Genomic DNA, 16,724 nt, shown 5'->3' with positions numbered 1-16,724 from the left:
GTCGATATATTTGAAAAATAGCCGATATAATCTGAGTTACGCCGATATATTTAGAAAATCGCTGATATAATCTGAGTTGCGCTGATATATTAAAAAAATCGCTGATATAATTTTATTAGAATGCACGATTCACAACGTCTTTTACTTCTTCAAGATATTGTTTACGCACATCATTATCCACAGAAGGGACACTTGTATAGAATATATGCTCAAGTGTTTCAATACCTGTGAATTCAAAAATACCAACATCCGCTGTTTTCTTCATTGCATCAAACATGCCGCCTGCTGTGTATGCTTCTTTCGTATTGCCCATTGTAGATAATAACAATCCTTTTTTACCGCTTAATAACTTTTCAATGCCGTTTTCACCGTAAGCATAAGCAAATCCATGGCTAAACACACGGTCAACGTATCCTTTTAAAATAGCAGGAAGTCCCGCCCACCAAACTGGATAAATAAATGTAATGCTATCAGCCCAAGAGATATGCTCTTGTTCTTCTTTAATATCTTCGGGTGTGTTTCCTTGAGAAAATGAGATGAAATCGGAAGCGCCTAATACTGGATTGAAGTTTAATTCGTATAGATCGCGAACGCGTACTTCATGACCTTTTTCTTCTAATTCAAGTTTTACCGTTTCTAAAATTGCATGGTTGAAGCTTTCTGTATTTGGGTGTGCATAAACGATTACATGTTTCATTGTTCTTCCTCCTATTTGTGGATATGTGAATAGCTATTTGTATATCTGTAACCATTATGGTTACTGATTTTATAGAAGTCAAGTAATACATATGTAGGTATAAAAAGACGCTCGAAAATCGCCTTTTTATACCCCGCTCATACAAAGTACAAAGAAGACGAATAAAATGATAACAATACCAATGCCAAAGTTAAATACGAGAGTGCTATCCATATATGTAGCCTCCTTGTTTGAAAGTAAAAAGCACTCTAGTTAAGAGTGCTTTTTTTATTTTGAATCTACTTTATAACTTTTAGAAAGTGATTCATGCGTGTAATGATTTACATTATTTTATGTATTTATACTTTGAAATGAGTAAGTCCTTGTTGGATATAGAAAAAAAGACACTCGTTCGAGTGTCTTTTAAGATGACAAAATGTGCCAATTGCTTGAGGTTGATAAGACGCTAATTTCCGTGTTAACGCCTTTTCTTTAATCAAGAAGTGTAGCAACAGCGATTCAAATAAATTGTACCATCTGTTTAATCGCGGTGCGTATGCAATTGTGCATATTATGATCATGAGGTAGGTAATGAACTGTGAATAATTTGAAGTGATTTATTTACGATTTCTTCTGCGGCATATATGCCGATTGCGTCTGTTTTTAAAATATGGGGTTGTAAGTTATCATGCATTGCCCCTAACTCACCATGAAGTGGTGCGAAGGCATGGTTCGCCTTTTCAAGCATGCATAAATCAAGTAAAGAATCCCCAGCTGTAATAATCGTATCTATTTGCAAAATTTCTTTTATATATTGCACGGCGTCCCATTTATTAATTGGTTTTGGTACAAAGTATAGCTTTCTACCTTGAAGTGAATGATTCCAGCCTTGTTTGTCTAACCAGGAAGTGAAGGATGATAATTCATCATAAGGAATGTTCTCCCGTTTAATAATGCAATAATGGAATAGATCATCAGCTGTTTTTTGTGATATAACCCAATCTTTATGAGCTATTTGTCCAAATTCCTTTAGTATGTCGTTTCTCTCTATACATTCAACCGATAGTCTTTCTTTTACTGTCCTGTTCCAAGTACCATCTTGTTTCCCGTTATGAAGGATATTGCCGCCGTTACTTGTAATGGCGTATTCGGGAATGATTTCGTTTTGGAATAAAGCAATACGCTGAAACTGCTCAATAGTTCTTGTTGTAACTGGGATGAAATGTGAGTGCAGTTGTAATTTTTTTAGTAGTGAAATGGTTTTATGTGATATGAAAGAAATTTCTTTTCCATCTAAAGTTTCAATGAGTTGAATTGATGCATCTTCTATAGGGGCACGAAACGATTTCCGGGAATAAATAAGCGTTTGATCAAGATCACTGGCGAAAATCATATTGTTTCCCTCCTAAGAGGCTTAATGAGCCCACAACATGAATAAGCCATATTCTCATAGATTTCAATAGGGACATTCTTTTCTTTAGCGAGAAGTAAAATATGCTTTAAATCGGGATTGTTTTGCTGGCGTATTAAAATTTTCCACGGTATTCTCCGGAGTAATACGCGAGTTGTTTCACCGACTCCTGGCTTAATTAAGTTAATATCGTCAATTTTAAAGTGATTTTGGATAGACTGTATATCTTTTAATCCTTGCCAAGATGGATCAGTGTAAGTTGAAGTAATATAACGTAATTGATTATCTATATGAGAATGAACAGAAGGGAATAAATCTGTTACCTCATCAACGAAGAAATTTGATAAGTCTTCTTGTTCTAGCTCTTTATAATATTTAACACCATGAAAATCATTTGGACCGATATAGGTGTCATTTAGTACAGTGCGGCTAATTAGTCCAGAGACTGTTGCATTTAAGCAAGCGCTAGGAATAAGAAAATCTTCACGTGTACCGTAAATTGAAGTACAGTAACCGGGATCAGCAAGCACAGCCATACAATGAGAAATGTGTGTATTATTCCGTTCGTTAAATGTGTGTACTGCATATTCTAATTCTTTTTTTATTGCACCTTTTCCAGTCCACCCATCAATGAATTGAATTGTTTCTTTAGGGTGATGTTCCAAAATATAATGGAGTGCATTTTCATCAATACCGCGTCCGCGAACAATAGAAATACAATAGTGAGGTACATCAAGGTTGTATTGATAGCGTATGTAGCGTTTGATAAGAATGCCAATAGGTGTACCAGCACGAGCTAATGAAATGAGGACAAGGTTAGTTCCTTTAGTTTGTATAATCTGTTCGGCTACAACTCCAACAGCGATGGCTAGTTTGTGTTTGTATTGTTGCAGGGAAGAAAAGAATAAATCCATATACGCTTTAGATGGTTTATATTCCATTGGTAACATTTCGGAATAATGTGTGCCAGCTTGAATTGCTTGTTCTCTAGTTTCCGTGGAACTTTCTTTCATTAAATCACTAATATCTTTTAATAGAAAAATAGCATCATTTGGATTGTAACTACTAATATGAGAATTTACTTTTACCATAATTATCAACCTTCCTTTTCTATGCTATTTGAAAATGAGACGATATGAATAAAGGGAATAACTGTTTGTAACTGCTGTAGAAGAGGAAACAGGGCTTCTTCTCCTAAATCACGCTCAATAAAAACAAATACTTCATCGTAATCATGAGGTGAAATATTATAAAAGTAATTTGTAATAGTAGAATCTTCAGGACTTGGATATGAGAAATGATTATGAATGGCATAGTTCATATCATTTGAAACAGGATGGATAGGGCTTCTTGTTGTAGATTGATATAAAATATTTTCACCCATTTCAGCAGCAATTTTCATTGGGATATACATAAATTCACCCGTTCCGAGACAGAGTGTTCGTTTTCCAATTCTTTCTCTTTTTAAAGTTTTTCCCGCTTCTTTAGCGAAAGAATGAATGGGCTTTTGTTCATATGCTGAAATGCCAAATCGCCCAGTATATTTTATATAATTTGATGTATAGGTTGATTTTGGGCAGGTAAGGGTATGCTTTTTGAAATCAGGTTTTGTTTCTTTAATTTGAATATCTGTTTTTGCAATATTTAATGGTTGGCCAGTTGTATGAATACTGCCTTCTAATAAAGAAATAACATGAATCTTAATTTGAAGTTCTTCTTCTAATTGTTTAAATTGTTTTCTATTAGTATGAGAACGCCAGTCTAATAAAGAAGCAATTATATATTCTTCTCTTGGGAATTTATTTTGAATAGATCTAATAATATTTAATGCTGTTTTTCCTGTTGTCATCTCATCATCTACGAGAACAATTGGATTGTTGTTTTGAAAAAAACTTTCATCTACATAACAACGGTGCGATGTTGCATGAGAATGTTCTTCCTCAAATGTAATGACAGATTCTAGGTGGGGTATCGATTCCCTAGTTGTATGCACATACTTTGCATTTTGAAAGCATTGAAACATAGAATGACCAAGTGCTGTCGCTGTTTCAGCGAATCCGATGAACAAAACTTCTTCTTGCAGAGGATATTGATAACGAAATACTTCCTCTGGGATTTCATGAATTTCTAATGAAATGAGATTTAAAATTTCTTTTTGAAATGGATGAGAAGTATTATGTAGCATTTCCATATATCTTGCAGCGAGAGCAAATCCACTTGATAGAGAGACTGCAGGTTTAATAGGAAGATGCTTTCCAAGGATTGTACTCACAAATAAAAAACTACGTTTCTTATTTATTCTCGCAGCCATTTGAAACAGCTTGTCTAGCGCTAAATTATATGGATTATCACGTACTTCTACATGAACTTGTATATTATTTAAAACGTTATACGTGTTGCTTTGCGTTTGTAATAAGGAGATCGGTGAATTGTTTGTTTTCATGTAGCACCCCGTAAATATTAGATTTTAAAATGGTTTTGCGAGCCCAGCCATAATGAGGTTTTACTTCATTCATTTTGTTAGAAAAGCTGCTTTTTAGCACTCCATTATACGTATCTGCATTTTGTAAAATGGATCTCGCATCTAAATAATCTTCCATTGTGACAATATGCATTGCCTGTACAACTTTAATATGAGATGGGTGAATAACTGTCTTACCGATTAATCCATTTGCATGGTCGAGTGATACCTCTTGGATGAGCCCTTCTTCATAATCATTAGAAAAATATTCCCATACACATCCTGAAATAATATATTCATTTGTTGCCCTTGAGAAAACGTTAATAATGTCCGAAATACAATCACGAACAACAGTAATATGATAGATAGGTGTGTATTTATTACGCCGAATACTAAATATACTTGAAAAGTCAGTAGCACCAATACGTACATTTAAGATGTGATCACGATAGGAGTCTAGTAAATCCTTTATTTGTAATAATGATTCTATCCGTGTTTCTTTATACATAATTTCTGGTGATTCTAAAATCGGCATTCCATAAAGTGATAATGAGTATAACTCGTTTATATATGCAAGCTGATTGATATAAGCCTTTCCATTAATCGGTGTGAATTTTGGAAAGACAAAACCACATAAACAATGAACAGCACTACCTAATTCAGTAACAATTGTCTTCATTTGACTTGGCTGTCGAACTCTAATAAAAAGAAGTGGGATGTCTGCTTGATTTAGTATGTTGGCACTGACTAAGTTGGCGATTTGCTGTATTTGAACGACGATGTTTTGCTCTGCAAGTTTTACTTCTTCATCGCTGATAGCGTCCTCTAGACAAAGAATAATTGAGGTAGCATCCACATGTTTCTTTCTAATTATATCTTCCGCAATCGTTTCTTTCGTGCCAGGAGTATATAGTGTGGCGCCTAGTGCGTAAGCTAGTTGTTCTTTCCCTATATTTTTTGAAAAACTAAGAGGTTCTTTATAGAAAAAATTTTGCCGTTCTTCTAAGGAGAGGTAAGAAAAGTAATTCAAATTGTCACCACCTTATTTGTAATGATTCTGTTTAATCGTAACATAATAAGAAAAATCTTCCATAAAAATGAAGCGAGAAATTAAAAAAATATATTGAGAAAGATGAATTATAAGATGAATATCGAATATTGTTAATAGAAATATAATAGGGGGAAAGAGAAAGTGGATATACATAAGTTAACAGAGGAAGAGGCAAATGAGATAAATACGTGGACGTACGAGGAACCATATAGTTTATATAGTTTTTCAGGCGAGAAAGAAGTAATAGAAGAGCTATTAGATGGAACGTATTATGGCTGTTGTGTCGATCAAGGAGAGTTCATCGGCTATTTTTGTTTTGGAGAAAATGCACAAGTACCAGGTGGAAGAGATGCTAATTTATATGGTGGAGAAGATGTGATTGATATCGGACTTGGCATGAAGCCGGCGTTAACTGGGAAAGGAATGGGGAAAGAATTTTTCCAAGCTGGAATAGCGTTTGCCACGAAAGAGTTTAACGCAAACATGTTTCGATTAAGTGTAGCAACATTTAATACAAGAGCGATTACGTTATATAAAAATATCGGATTTAAGCAAGGGCTTATTTTTTTGAGCCGCGGAAGAGAATTTATGCTTATGGAATACGAAAGACCGTCAGCATGAAACTGACGGCCTAGAAAACATTATTATTCTGAGTGCTCAGCTCGGTGCGCTAAACGACTTGATGCAGCGGCAGCGATTCCGCCAACGATATCATCAAGGAACGTGTGCACCTTTCCAGTTGATTTATCATTTAAGTATTCTAAAATACCAGGTTTTAATTTATCAATATATCCAAAGTTTGTGAAACCGATAGAGCCGTACACGTTCACGATAGAAAGTGCGATAACTTCATCAATTCCGTATAAGCCTTCATCACGTTTTACAATATCTTGTAACGGTTCACTTAGCATTCCCTTTTCAGCAAGGACATCAAGTTCGATACCTGTAATCAGTGCGTTTTGTACTTCACGTTTTGATAGTACACGTTCTACATTGTAACGGCATTCTGACATCTCTAAATTTGGATGGTATTTTTTTTGAAGAAAATGAACAAGTTCAGCAATATCGTCAATTGTTACACCGCGTTCTTGTAATAGTTGTAATGCTCTTTCTTGTAGTTGATTTGATTCTTTCATGTTTATCACCTTTTTTTCTTTTTAGTATTTGTATACGTTTCGTTGCTTTATCATGTGCATAGGAATGAAAGGCGAGCACAAGCTCATATATATAAAGAAAAACCATAGGTGGCGACTGCGATGATTCAGCATATTTATGAGCATTATCACATGCATGTTAAAGAATTAATCCCCCTTGGCCCCTATAAAAGCTTTTGGATTCGCAACAAAATTTATGTACTTGTTCCAATTGGAGAAATGGAGGAAGAAGTACTTGTAGAGATGAAAAAGCTCAGTGATTATATGAACCAGCAAGGGGATATAACTGTAGCGACTTTCGTTCCGACTATACACGGCTACTATGTAAGTGAGATAGAAGAACAAAATTACTGCTTATTAAAAGGTATGCGCACGTTAGAACGACATGCTATGTCATTAGGAAGTGAACTTTCTATATTCCATAAACGAGGTGCATTCTTTCCAGAAGAAATCGAGCAATTAAGCCGCATTGGTGAATGGAAAGCGTTATGGGAAAAGAGACTCGATCAGTTAGAAAAGTTTTGGCAATCGCAAGTGATGAACCACCCTACAGACGTATTCGATCAATTGTTTATTGAATCCTTCCCGTATTACTTAGGAGTTGCAGAAAATGCCATTCAATATGTTGTTGATACAGAAATGGATGATACGCCGCAACTAACGGATGCAGCGACAATTTGCCAAGAACGATTCACACCTTTATTATGGCATCAAACGAAGCGTCTCAAACTCCCTTTTGATTGGGTGTATGATCACCCAACTCGAGATATAGCAGAATGGATTCGCTATATGATGATTGAAAAAAAGAAAGACTGGGATCAAACAATCGTTCAATTTGTTACAGATTATGAACGAAATTACTCGCTGTCCTCATTTGGGTGGCGCTTATTATTTGCAAGGCTCCTGTTCCCGCTTCACTATTTTGAAACGGTCGAACGATATTACCAAACTGGAAACGAAGAACAAAAAAGCATATATAGAGATCGCTTAGAAGCCATTTTACACGATGTGAACCGCTCAGAGCAATTTATGAAGCATTTTTATGGCTCACTTCGTTTACCAGTAGATAAGCTCGGGATTAGAAAATTAGATTGGCTATCCTAAAAATATAAAAAAGAGACCGAGTGAGGTCTCTTTTTTATATACCACAATTTTATGTAATACATTATGCCCCTACCTGCTGATCTGTACATATATTTAAAACGAATTGATGCCTTTCGAGCTTTTCATTTACTTTACCTAATAATTCTTGCTGGATTTCTTTAAATAAAAATTGATAGCTTGTATTCCATGTTGGTATAACGGATGAAAGGCCTAATAAATACTCTTTTTTCTTTTCTAGTTCTTGAATTGTTACAAAAGTGTTCCCCATTTTTGGCATTTGTCGTCCCCCTATGTTTTTTTACTGTATATGTGTGAACGATTCACTATATAGTATTAATTATCGCATTTTTTGAGAGGGATTTCCAATTTTGTTTTATGATGTTAACGGATAAATGTGATTTGAATAAAAAAAGGAGACCAAATTTGGTCTCCTTTTAGAAGGCGATTCTGAGCGAGCCGCTTCCGCTTTTAGATTAATATCTAGCTCCAGCGGCTAAAATGTTCGGTGGCTTCGCTTCTTCCGTCGAGGCAAAAAGCGCCTCTATGTCAGAAGCTCCATCCCCCTCACATTTTGAGCGAGCCGCTTCCGCTTTTAGATTAAAATACTTGTTCTACTTCGATAACGCCTGGTACTTCTTCAAGTAACGCGCGCTCGATACCAGCTTTTAGTGTGATTGTAGAACTTGGGCAGCTTCCGCATGCACCCATAAGGCGTAGTTTTACGATACCTTCTTCAATGTCTACTAATTCAACGTCTCCGCCATCGCGAAGTAAGAATGGACGTAATTTATCTAATACTTCTAATACTTGTTCTTGCATATGTGGGTTTTCCATTTTTATCGACTCCTTTCATCAGTTTTATTATAATCAAGATAGAGGGGAAAATCTATTTTTTCTCTTCTTGTTTTATTGTCGAAATATTGTATCGTGTTTTTTCAGTATAGAGGTATGGAATAAGTTTGTAAAATGATGTGCTTATGTAATAAGACATCTGAATATACTGTTGGGACAAGAAGTGGGGGAGAAGAAATGGTTAATGTTCAAGTGTATGGGACGAAAGTAATTTGTGCGAGCTGCGTCGGAATGCCATCTTCAACAGAAACGTTTGAATGGTTACAAGCGGCAATTGGTCGTAAATATGAAGGACAAGAAAATAAATTTAATTTCGAGTATATTGATTTCCAAGAAGAACAAGAAGATGCAGATAAAAAAGCATTCGCAGAGCGCGTAGTGGAAGAAGATTTATTTTATCCGGTCGTTCTTGTAAATGGAGAAATTGTTGGAGAAGGAAATCCTCGTTTGAAGGATGTTTATGAAGAAATCGAGAAATATTTATAAAACAAGAAGTCTTTGCGAATTTGCAAAGGCTTTTTTTATTGGAGGGATAGATATGAAAAATGGAGTGAAGCATGCGTTACCAACGGAAGTACAACAGTTAATGGAGCGGTACACAGTAGAATTAAAAGAAATTTTTTTAGATGAAAAAATAGTAGGGATATATATTTACGGCTCCATCGCACTTGGTGCATTTTATGCAGAAACGAGCGATGTTGATTTTGTTACAGTAATAAGTGATTCCGTGAATGAAGCTGAAAAACAGCAGCTTGTGGAACTACATAAGAAACTTAGTGATAATACGCTAGGTAAAAGAATGGACGGTATGTATATTCCGCTTGCTGACTTAGGGAAATACAATGATGAAATGAACGAGTACGTGTATTGTGCAGATGGTAAAGCTAATGTTGGTCATTGGGACATTAATGCGGTCACATGGTGGACGTTGAAAAATCAAGGCATTACAGTTACAGGAAAAGAAGCAGAAGATCTTCCGCTGCAAATACAATGGAATGATGTAGTAAATACGATGAAATACAACGTAGAACAGTACTGGAGTGAAAAGGTGAAGAAGCCATATTTATTTTTTATAGAAGAGTGGGTAGAATCAGCTGTCGTTACGATGGGACGCATTTTATATACACTAGATTATAAAACAATCGTTTCAAAAGATAGAGGATTGCAATACTTGTCAGAACGTTCAGCGGAAGAATGGGAGCTCTTATTAAAAGAAGTAGCGAGAATACGGCACAATCCAAAAGAAAAGCGAATGCTCTCAAGGTGGAGAAGAGCAGATATGACGAAGAGGTACTTACTGCATTTAATTGAGACGTGTAGAGAGAAATGGTAGGGAAGAAAATGGACAATACAGTGGGGTGTATTGTCTTTTTTTATGTTGGATTTGGTATATAATGGTTTAAAAGGTTTAATTATACTGGAGGGGATAGGATGAATATAGAATTAGCTACATATGAAGAAAAGAATGAACAAATGAGTATGCGCCAAGTAATTAGCATTCTATTAATTATTTTTGGGGCCATGCATGGAATTGGTTTTTTGAACCTTTTATATGATTCTTCCTTATATCCATGGTATGTAGATCATCTTATTCCACCTTTCACGTTTTGTATGATTATCGTAATGTATGCACCGGCAAGAAATTGCTGCTTACATTTAATAAAATCATTACAATTCAATAATTTTAAACACTATGTAACGATAGTAATGACAGCGATTGTAATGCTTATATATCTTGCAATATTAAATTTAGTTTTACCACATGGGATTGGTGTGGACGAGTCTAGTATAGTAATAAAGCCTACTAAAAATGAAATCATTTTATATGTAGTTGTGCTCACCATTTTTGCACCGATTTGGGAAGAGCTTTTATTTCGAGGGATACTTTTTAAGAAATTATCTCAGCGTTTTTCTACACTTACTAGTATCGTTATAAGTGCTTTCATGTTTACTTTTGGCCATCCCCTTACAGTAGGTAGTATTTTATATATTTTTGGTATGGGTATATGTTTAGCATACACATATAAGAAAACGAAGAATTTACTCGTTCCAATTGGGATTCATTTATTAAATAATTCGTTTTATTTATTAGTAAATTTTCAACTATAAAAAGACGCCTTTTAAAAAGGAAGTCTTTTTTATTTTGTAGTAGATAGAAAAGTATTTACAAGTATTGTGTAGAGGAAAGATAATAGAAAAAAATATGCGCATGGGGGAAGATGATGAGTAAATATAAATTACATATAGATAAAGAACAACTATGGAAAGGCTGCGTTTTAAATTCGATTGCCCATGCAATTAATGTAGCGCATTGTCCAGATTTCTCACATGAAAGTTCATGGGATGGATTTAACTATAGTATGCAAGATAGCCAAGGCGGACAAGGCACAATTACGTTTCATCCGAATTACACGATTATATGTCTTCAAGATGTGAATAGCGAGAGAATTGATGAGTGGATTGATGCGAAAAATTATTTTGAAGGGGCACCTTCGGAAGTAATAGATATTGCGAAAGAAGAAGCACTTCAATACGTATTAGAAGAAGTAGAAGGCGAAACAGTTCCTTTTATTACAACTGCATTTTGGATTGAGGATAGTGGTGCGTATTCAATTGATTCATTTGAAGAGATGGAAGAGCACGGCGGATTCTTATTAGAAATTCCATTACTTGATACAGAATCAGCAATAGAAAGACTGGAAGAAGAGTATGAACTGACAGAGGAACAAATAGAGCTTTTACAACTCGTGTATAAGAAAAAAATCCAAAGTCCAAATGAGGAAATTAAGTTGTCTAAAGAAGAAATAGCAATGATTGGAACGGAAGATAGCGAAGGATTGGAAGTTAGTAAGGACTCATTTGAAGAAATGAATATTACTTGGGAGTTGTAGGGGGAGGATAAAATATTTCTGATTTAAAAAGTCACAAAAGGAATATAAAGCACTAGTAGAAAGTACAATGTGAAATTACATTGTACTTTCTACTAGTTTTTTCATATACATATCAACTTCGTGAAAGAATATGGGCTCTTTTTCCTCGGTATTCAGATGCACGGTGCAATGTAAATATTGCTGTAAGTAGCGATTAGCTTGTTCGTACTGTTTTAATTTGTAGAAAGAAAAACAGGTAAGAAGTAGAAACGCTTTTTCTTCTAATATTGGAACGACAGCTAGTACCGGAGTAATGGAATGTATATTTATTTCCACTAAATTTTCATAAGATGCCCACGTTTGAAACCAGTCGAAAATAGTAGAAAGGTAATTCGGAATGTTGATAGTTTCATGTGAAACATTGTGCAATAGCTGGTTCTGTTTGATATGTATAGGCTCTATTCTCGTTTGTAGAATGCAAGCGAATATTGAAATGTTTTCTTTTATTTGTAATTGGTTCGTAATAAGCTGCGGGAGACCGATAGGGTGAACTCCTATATTTATATAAAAATCATCTCCAAACTGGCTTTTTTGTATGTTAATGAGCTTATAAAATCCGTTTTCAGCTTTGAAAAATGTATGTCTTTTTTTCTTAAAGCCGAGTGGTTTTAAAGTGGCGTGTAAATTTGTAATAAAATCTTGCTCCTTTTTAGAGCCAGGCTTATTCTTCGTCATATTCATAAGTAGTTAAGTTTTGTAAGAAACTTTCAAAGTTAGGTGCTAATTCAATAATTTCCTCAAACTCATTATCGATAAATATAACTGGAGGATTTTCAGCTACATTTCGATAGTCTAATGCAATCCATGTATGTCCATCACCAGATAAAAGTACGATATTCTCAGGCATTTCCCATTCTCGAATTAAATAGCGGCTCTCTAAAATACTAGATTCATTTTCATTAAAAGAAATACCATATAAACCAGATACATTAACGTGATCGTCTGCCCAAGAATTTGGCTTTGAAGTAGGGTGAACATCGAGACGAAGAGTTCCCCCATTTTGTTCTTTTAGAAGGGTTATATATGATTCTGGAAGCTTTACGTTCAGTACTTCTTCTGCTTTTTTGATTAGTTCATCGTTAATGGGTGCTAGTTTTAAATAGTCATCGTCTGCCCAAATTGTACTCTTCATATTCGGTCACCTCAAATAATAGTTTTAAGAATCTTATGTCATATATTATAGTTAGTTTAGATAACACGCAATAGAGGGAGGGACGGAGTATGGATGTGTATGAATACCTCGATCACGTAAATTCTAAAGAAGATTTATTAAAATTTCTTGTATACCTCCAAAAGGATTTTAAAGTGAATAAAGATGAATGGGAGAATGTAGAGGTAGAGACTTATTTAGAGGCATTAAATAGTTGGTTAGGTTCTTGTGAATCGGTTTATATAAATCAAGGAGAGAAGTTTCCAGAAAATATTTCATGGAAGTTTATTGCTCAAATGTTACTTGCGGCAGCTCATTATGAATAAAATTAGATTTTTAAAAGATAGAATGGAGAGGATATCATGATTAACCATAATAAAATTAAACAACTTTTAACACATATAGATCGTGCTGAGGATAATGAAATTGAGCTAGAGTATGAATCTGAACCTATGACGATAGAATTGTTTAATAGTGAAGAAATAGAAGAAGGGCAACTTGGTTATAGTTTTGATGAAGAAGGACAAAGCTTAGTCGGGAATGAAGAAGGAGATTGGAAAGAAGGATGGATTGTAATAGGGATAGATTCATATCTTGGAGACCCGATTTTTGTAGATAGTAATGATGAGAACTGTCCAGTTTATACAGCTATGCACGGTGAGGGAGAATGGGAGCTGGAATGTATAGCGGAACGTATAGAAGATATTATTGAGAAAGTGAAGGGGAATGTGGGGGAAATAAAATAGTATTTCAATGTGATTAAGAGGGAGGAAATAATGAAAAAGTTTCAAATCGAACTAAATAAACTGCCGACAGAAAATGCTGGAGAAATAGTACTTAGTATAGATGAGAGAATTGTGTTTGAAGAAAAAACAGACATAATAGGACCGATTTGTCAGTTGTTTGATGCTTGTATCGAGGTTTTTAAATATGATGACGCTACAATTTTCTTAAATGAATATGAAAAAAAGATGGAATTTAAGAAGAAAGATGGGGAGTTTCTCATTATTAATCAGAGAGGCAAGAAGTTAGCTAGTGTTGATAGCGAGCAATTTTTACGAGTACTCTTTTCGTTTCTTAAAAAGGAGATAGGGCAGATTTACATGAGTGGAGTTGATTCTTTTCGAATCAAAGATGCTTACCATAGAATGTTAGAAATTGATCCATTTGTTCCTAAACTTGTAAATGGAAATGACGAAATTATGTATCGAACTTATCATTCTACAAGTGACAAGTATGAATTAAAATGGAAGTATTTAAAAGGGAGAGAGGTTGAACCGATATTTACTCCGGTACTATCTCATGATAAGAAGAGTATCTTTTATGTAGAGGAAAATAACCATAGAATTCGTAAACTCGATAGTGAAACGAAAGAAGAGATTTGGCAGTGCCGTATTCCAATAGTAGAAGATTGTAATTGCGTTACTGTGAATGGTGTCGTAATTATTTGGCATGCAAATAGATTTGGAGAAAGTATTGCGAAATTGTATGCTATTTCATCAAGTTGTGGACAGCTTTTGTGGGATTTAGAAATAGAAGGGCATATTATACAAGATGTAAAAACTATGGGAGAAGAGTTACCACGTTTACTAGTTATTACACAAGAAGGCTACAATGTTTTATTAGAGCTTGAAAGTGGAGTAAAAGTATGGGAAAAGAATGTTCGAGTCGGAGGAGAAAAATTGCAGTGCCATCTTGGCCCAGATTACTATGTATTAGCAGGGAATCCTTTTGATGAAGATGGGGAAGTTGATGCATATAGTAATGTTGCAATTTACATTCAATTATTAGATGCTTCTACACGATGGAAACAAATGATGGAAGATTGTAATCCAAATGAACCAGTTACTTTAACTAATGAACATTTTATATGTGTAGCAATAGATTCATTACAAAAGTGGGAATATGGAAAAGAAGGCTGTAACTTAATTTTTGAAAAAGCTTTTGATGAGGTATGGTACTCTTGCATTGAATCAAAGGAAGCGAAAATACTATTAACAAGAACTGAGTATGGATATGAAGGGGTAAGTAGACAAATACAATGTTATGACCATAAGATCGGTCAAAAGTTATATGAAGTAAATATGTCTTTTGGAATTGAATTGCCTCCATTTCTTATCGGAGAGATGATGGTATTGTCCTTAGGAGAAGGCAGAATTTGTGGTATTAATATTCAAACAGGTAAAGTGCTTTGGAATAATACTACTCTACATGATATTACAGAGGTTCTGTTATATAAAGATGGAGAAATTTACATTGCAACTTCAAATTTAGAATTGATAATACTTGATGCTGAATGTGGCGAAGTAAAAAATATAATTAAACTTCCTAAAAATGTTGTTGTAATAGATTTTATTGTATCAATTGAGGAAGTTAATAATGGACTATTCATTAGTTGTGTAAGTGGAAATATGTTTGAAATAGTAGAAGGCTAATTTGTGAGTTTTCTTAAGTCGAGATGTTTGTTTTAAAGTAGTAGTATATATTCACTAAAAAAGATGTATAAAAATGATTTTGATGCATCCTTTTTAGTGAATATATAAAATAATTAACTTAGTGTATTAAAGATATGATACATGATTATTTTAATATAATTAAAAGTAAAATGAAATAAGAAACGGATAATTGTCGGAATATATTCGATTTCCGTTCATTTTTATGAAATATGTGTACTTTTTGTTAGATTCCTTCATTTTGTCCATATACAATAAATGTATATAGAAATAAGAAAAGGATGATGTACGTGAAGGACACTGTTTTACAAGAAACGATTTCTCCACAAGAATTACATAAAGTTGTTCAAAAGAATACAGCTTATTATGATTTTAAGTGGGGTAAAGTAGAAAACCCTGCGCAAGGGAATACGTGGAATTGGGTAGCCTTTTTCTTCCCAACCTTTTGGTTAGCTTATCGTAAAATGTATAAGTTATTTATTATATTTGCGTTATTGGCTATACCTAGTATAGTTATACCCCCTTTTATAGATATTCCAGATGGGATTTATGTAACATTTAGTTTAGCTCTTCAATTAGGAATGATGATATTTACTGGATGGCAAGGAAACCGTTTATATTATAAGCAGGCTGTTCGTGTTTTTCATAAGGGAGAAGATGCGTCTGATCATGAGAAGGCGTATTTCTTACAATCTAAGGGTGGCGCTAGTGTAGCTGGTATGATTGGTTTACAAGTTATAGTCGGGATTGTGTTTGGCGGAGCTATGCTCGGACTTTCTCTTTTACCAACTGAGCCGAATATTAAAAACGTTGTTCGTTCAACTGGTGAAGGGGTTACTTTAGAGATTATGACTGATAATCCAACCTGGAAGTTTGTGAAGAAAGAAAAAGATTATGATGTAGTAGAGTTTACTGGTTATGATTATACAGAGAAGAAAAACGTGAAAATTAAATTTGCTGTTTATTTCGATGAAGATTATTTCGAGTGGCAAGAGGTATATGAAAATAATAAGAAGTTAAGTGAAGAAGAAGTAGAAGAATATCAAATTTACATTGAAGAAAATAATTGGGGTTTCTAGAGGGAACTCGTTCATTTTGAAAAGAAGAATCTTGTGAAGATTCTTCTTTTGTTTATTAGGGGGGAGAGAAATAATTTCAGCATTAATAGAAGCTCTAATAGGATCTATTAGTTTAAGTACGGGTTTACACACGAAAAAGATTGATGCTAACATACTTTACTTGCAGCAGTATGAATGGTTTCGAATGATATATGAAGACGAAAAGTATCGAAAGTTATTTATTACGAACTACAAAGTTCGCTCATATTTACAAAGTAAGTTAAGAGTTCGATTGCTCGTAAAAAATAAAAATGCACAACGAAGATTTTTAAAATTAGTAGAAGAACAAATAGAAAAAAGGCATACGAATTGAAATTTTGTAAAATACAATAAAAAATGAGAATTTGAGGTAGGCTTGTCAATA

General features: G+C 34.3%; 21 protein-coding genes. 11 read left to right on the top strand and 10 right to left on the bottom strand.

All coding sequences use genetic code 11. The annotated features are described in order from the left end of the window. Positions 1 to 115 precede the first annotated feature (115 nt). From IBT51_RS13180 to IBT51_RS13160, 5 genes are all read right to left on the bottom strand, one after another. Positions 116 to 697: an NAD(P)H-dependent oxidoreductase gene (locus IBT51_RS13180; RefSeq protein ID WP_088022021.1), complete on the bottom strand. Its 582-nt coding sequence runs from the start codon at positions 695 to 697 to the stop codon at positions 116 to 118. A 556-nt stretch (positions 698 to 1,253) separates the two neighbouring features. After that, complete coding sequence (locus IBT51_RS13175; RefSeq protein ID WP_140155620.1) at positions 1,254 to 2,069, bottom strand: HAD family hydrolase; 816 nt, start codon at positions 2,067 to 2,069, stop codon at positions 1,254 to 1,256. Beyond that, on the bottom strand, positions 2,066 to 3,178 hold the full coding sequence (locus IBT51_RS13170) for a cysteine protease StiP family protein (RefSeq protein WP_078401280.1): 1,113 nt from the start codon (positions 3,176 to 3,178) through the stop codon (positions 2,066 to 2,068). The genes IBT51_RS13175 and IBT51_RS13170 overlap by 4 nt, the downstream gene beginning before the upstream one ends. Before the next feature lie 5 nt (positions 3,179 to 3,183). Further along, positions 3,184 to 4,530 (bottom strand): phosphoribosyltransferase family protein, encoded by a 1,347-nt coding sequence (locus IBT51_RS13165; protein ID WP_200458475.1) that lies wholly within the window; start codon positions 4,528 to 4,530, stop codon positions 3,184 to 3,186. Further along, entirely contained in the window at positions 4,475 to 5,578 is a 1,104-nt protein-coding gene (locus tag IBT51_RS13160; RefSeq protein ID WP_078401278.1) for an HpcH/HpaI aldolase/citrate lyase family protein, read from the bottom strand. The genes IBT51_RS13165 and IBT51_RS13160 overlap by 56 nt, the downstream gene beginning before the upstream one ends. Before the next feature lie 162 nt (positions 5,579 to 5,740). On the opposite strand from IBT51_RS13160, the gene IBT51_RS13155 reads away from it, so the two are divergent. After that, on the top strand, positions 5,741 to 6,220 hold the full coding sequence (locus IBT51_RS13155) for a GNAT family N-acetyltransferase (protein ID WP_200458476.1): 480 nt from the start codon (positions 5,741 to 5,743) through the stop codon (positions 6,218 to 6,220). A 23-nt stretch (positions 6,221 to 6,243) separates the two neighbouring features. Here IBT51_RS13155 and IBT51_RS13150 read toward each other — a convergent pair whose 3' ends face one another. Continuing rightward, positions 6,244 to 6,735, bottom strand: a complete 492-nt coding sequence (locus IBT51_RS13150; protein ID WP_000665103.1) for a phosphatidylglycerophosphatase A family protein — start codon at positions 6,733 to 6,735, stop codon at positions 6,244 to 6,246. A 120-nt stretch (positions 6,736 to 6,855) separates the two neighbouring features. Here IBT51_RS13150 and yutH point away from each other — a divergent pair, with 120 nt between their 5' ends. Next, positions 6,856 to 7,857 (top strand): spore coat putative kinase YutH, encoded by a 1,002-nt coding sequence (gene yutH / locus IBT51_RS13145; RefSeq protein ID WP_088025375.1) that lies wholly within the window; start codon positions 6,856 to 6,858, stop codon positions 7,855 to 7,857. A gap of 61 nt (positions 7,858 to 7,918) precedes the next feature. On the opposite strand, the gene IBT51_RS13140 is transcribed toward yutH, so the two are convergent. Together IBT51_RS13140 and IBT51_RS13135 are read right to left on the bottom strand one after the other, a co-directional pair. After that, positions 7,919 to 8,134, bottom strand: a complete 216-nt coding sequence (locus IBT51_RS13140; RefSeq protein ID WP_001125507.1) for a hypothetical protein — start codon at positions 8,132 to 8,134, stop codon at positions 7,919 to 7,921. A gap of 320 nt (positions 8,135 to 8,454) precedes the next feature. Further along, positions 8,455 to 8,691: a NifU family protein gene (locus IBT51_RS13135; protein ID WP_000431159.1), complete on the bottom strand. Its 237-nt coding sequence runs from the start codon at positions 8,689 to 8,691 to the stop codon at positions 8,455 to 8,457. A 195-nt stretch (positions 8,692 to 8,886) separates the two neighbouring features. Here IBT51_RS13135 and IBT51_RS13130 point away from each other — a divergent pair, with 195 nt between their 5' ends. From IBT51_RS13130 to IBT51_RS13115, 4 genes are all read left to right on the top strand, one after another. Beyond that, complete coding sequence (locus IBT51_RS13130; protein ID WP_000248588.1) at positions 8,887 to 9,195, top strand: YuzD family protein; 309 nt, start codon at positions 8,887 to 8,889, stop codon at positions 9,193 to 9,195. Positions 9,196 to 9,247: 52 nt separating this feature from the next. Beyond that, the gene (locus IBT51_RS13125) at positions 9,248 to 10,042 is read left to right on the top strand and encodes a nucleotidyltransferase domain-containing protein (protein WP_200458477.1); all 795 of its coding nucleotides are present in this window, start codon (positions 9,248 to 9,250) and stop codon (positions 10,040 to 10,042) included. A 98-nt stretch (positions 10,043 to 10,140) separates the two neighbouring features. After that, positions 10,141 to 10,818, top strand: coding sequence for a CPBP family intramembrane glutamic endopeptidase (locus IBT51_RS13120; RefSeq protein ID WP_200458478.1), 678 nt, complete (start codon positions 10,141 to 10,143; stop codon positions 10,816 to 10,818). 113 nt (positions 10,819 to 10,931) lie between these two features. Beyond that, the gene (locus IBT51_RS13115; protein WP_197235759.1) at positions 10,932 to 11,600 is read left to right on the top strand and encodes a hypothetical protein; all 669 of its coding nucleotides are present in this window, start codon (positions 10,932 to 10,934) and stop codon (positions 11,598 to 11,600) included. Between the two features lie 75 nt (positions 11,601 to 11,675). On the opposite strand, the gene IBT51_RS13110 is transcribed toward IBT51_RS13115, so the two are convergent. Both IBT51_RS13110 and IBT51_RS13105 read right to left on the bottom strand, forming a co-directional pair. Further along, positions 11,676 to 12,314: a DUF4304 domain-containing protein gene (locus IBT51_RS13110; protein ID WP_006918875.1), complete on the bottom strand. Its 639-nt coding sequence runs from the start codon at positions 12,312 to 12,314 to the stop codon at positions 11,676 to 11,678. After that, on the bottom strand, positions 12,301 to 12,771 hold the full coding sequence (locus IBT51_RS13105) for an SMI1/KNR4 family protein (protein ID WP_002025033.1): 471 nt from the start codon (positions 12,769 to 12,771) through the stop codon (positions 12,301 to 12,303). The genes IBT51_RS13110 and IBT51_RS13105 overlap by 14 nt, the downstream gene beginning before the upstream one ends. Positions 12,772 to 12,860: 89 nt before the next feature. Between IBT51_RS13105 and IBT51_RS13100 the strand changes: the two genes are divergently transcribed. The 5 genes from IBT51_RS13100 (at position 12,861) to IBT51_RS13080 (ending at position 16,673) form a co-directional block, all read left to right on the top strand. Further along, the gene (locus tag IBT51_RS13100) at positions 12,861 to 13,115 is read left to right on the top strand and encodes a DUF7660 family protein (RefSeq protein WP_000383680.1); all 255 of its coding nucleotides are present in this window, start codon (positions 12,861 to 12,863) and stop codon (positions 13,113 to 13,115) included. Between the two features lie 36 nt (positions 13,116 to 13,151). Beyond that, positions 13,152 to 13,535, top strand: coding sequence for a hypothetical protein (locus tag IBT51_RS13095; RefSeq protein WP_078385294.1), 384 nt, complete (start codon positions 13,152 to 13,154; stop codon positions 13,533 to 13,535). Positions 13,536 to 13,565: 30 nt separating this feature from the next. Beyond that, entirely contained in the window at positions 13,566 to 15,224 is a 1,659-nt protein-coding gene (locus IBT51_RS13090; RefSeq protein ID WP_197235758.1) for an outer membrane protein assembly factor BamB family protein, read from the top strand. A 299-nt stretch (positions 15,225 to 15,523) separates the two neighbouring features. Next, positions 15,524 to 16,321 carry a DUF2628 domain-containing protein gene (locus IBT51_RS13085; protein WP_200458479.1) on the top strand — a complete coding sequence of 266 codons (798 nt, stop codon included), beginning with the start codon at positions 15,524 to 15,526 and terminating at the stop codon, positions 16,319 to 16,321. Positions 16,322 to 16,391: 70 nt separating this feature from the next. Beyond that, complete coding sequence (locus IBT51_RS13080; RefSeq protein WP_065229545.1) at positions 16,392 to 16,673, top strand: hypothetical protein; 282 nt, start codon at positions 16,392 to 16,394, stop codon at positions 16,671 to 16,673. Positions 16,674 to 16,724: the final 51 nt, after the last annotated feature.

The organism is Bacillus sp. S71 (assembly GCF_016625265.1).
Lineage (GTDB): Bacteria > Bacillota > Bacilli > Bacillales > Bacillaceae_G > Bacillus_A > Bacillus_A cereus.
This window is presented reverse-complemented; position numbering and strand designations above follow the sequence as displayed.

Excerpts from the sequence above, each read along its gene's own strand:
- IBT51_RS13180 (WP_088022021.1), bottom strand. The coding sequence starts at position 697 with ATGAAACATGTAATCGTTTATGCACACCCAAATACAGAAAGCTTCAAC.
- IBT51_RS13175 (WP_140155620.1), bottom strand. The coding sequence starts at position 2,069 with ATGATTTTCGCCAGTGATCTTGATCAAACGCTTATTTATTCCCGGAAA.
- IBT51_RS13170 (WP_078401280.1), bottom strand. The coding sequence starts at position 3,178 with ATGGTAAAAGTAAATTCTCATATTAGTAGTTACAATCCAAATGATGCT.
- IBT51_RS13165 (WP_200458475.1), bottom strand. The coding sequence starts at position 4,530 with ATGAAAACAAACAATTCACCGATCTCCTTATTACAAACGCAAAGCAAC.
- IBT51_RS13150 (WP_000665103.1), bottom strand. The coding sequence starts at position 6,735 with ATGAAAGAATCAAATCAACTACAAGAAAGAGCATTACAACTATTACAA.
- yutH (WP_088025375.1), top strand. The coding sequence starts at position 6,856 with ATGATTCAGCATATTTATGAGCATTATCACATGCATGTTAAAGAATTA.
- IBT51_RS13140 (WP_001125507.1), bottom strand. The coding sequence starts at position 8,134 with ATGCCAAAAATGGGGAACACTTTTGTAACAATTCAAGAACTAGAAAAG.
- IBT51_RS13135 (WP_000431159.1), bottom strand. The coding sequence starts at position 8,691 with ATGGAAAACCCACATATGCAAGAACAAGTATTAGAAGTATTAGATAAA.
- IBT51_RS13130 (WP_000248588.1), top strand. The coding sequence starts at position 8,887 with ATGGTTAATGTTCAAGTGTATGGGACGAAAGTAATTTGTGCGAGCTGC.
- IBT51_RS13125 (WP_200458477.1), top strand. The coding sequence starts at position 9,248 with ATGAAAAATGGAGTGAAGCATGCGTTACCAACGGAAGTACAACAGTTA.
- IBT51_RS13120 (WP_200458478.1), top strand. The coding sequence starts at position 10,141 with ATGAATATAGAATTAGCTACATATGAAGAAAAGAATGAACAAATGAGT.
- IBT51_RS13115 (WP_197235759.1), top strand. The coding sequence starts at position 10,932 with ATGAGTAAATATAAATTACATATAGATAAAGAACAACTATGGAAAGGC.
- IBT51_RS13110 (WP_006918875.1), bottom strand. The coding sequence starts at position 12,314 with ATGACGAAGAATAAGCCTGGCTCTAAAAAGGAGCAAGATTTTATTACA.
- IBT51_RS13105 (WP_002025033.1), bottom strand. The coding sequence starts at position 12,771 with ATGAAGAGTACAATTTGGGCAGACGATGACTATTTAAAACTAGCACCC.
- IBT51_RS13100 (WP_000383680.1), top strand. The coding sequence starts at position 12,861 with ATGGATGTGTATGAATACCTCGATCACGTAAATTCTAAAGAAGATTTA.
- IBT51_RS13095 (WP_078385294.1), top strand. The coding sequence starts at position 13,152 with ATGATTAACCATAATAAAATTAAACAACTTTTAACACATATAGATCGT.
- IBT51_RS13090 (WP_197235758.1), top strand. The coding sequence starts at position 13,566 with ATGAAAAAGTTTCAAATCGAACTAAATAAACTGCCGACAGAAAATGCT.
- IBT51_RS13085 (WP_200458479.1), top strand. The coding sequence starts at position 15,524 with ATGATGTACGTGAAGGACACTGTTTTACAAGAAACGATTTCTCCACAA.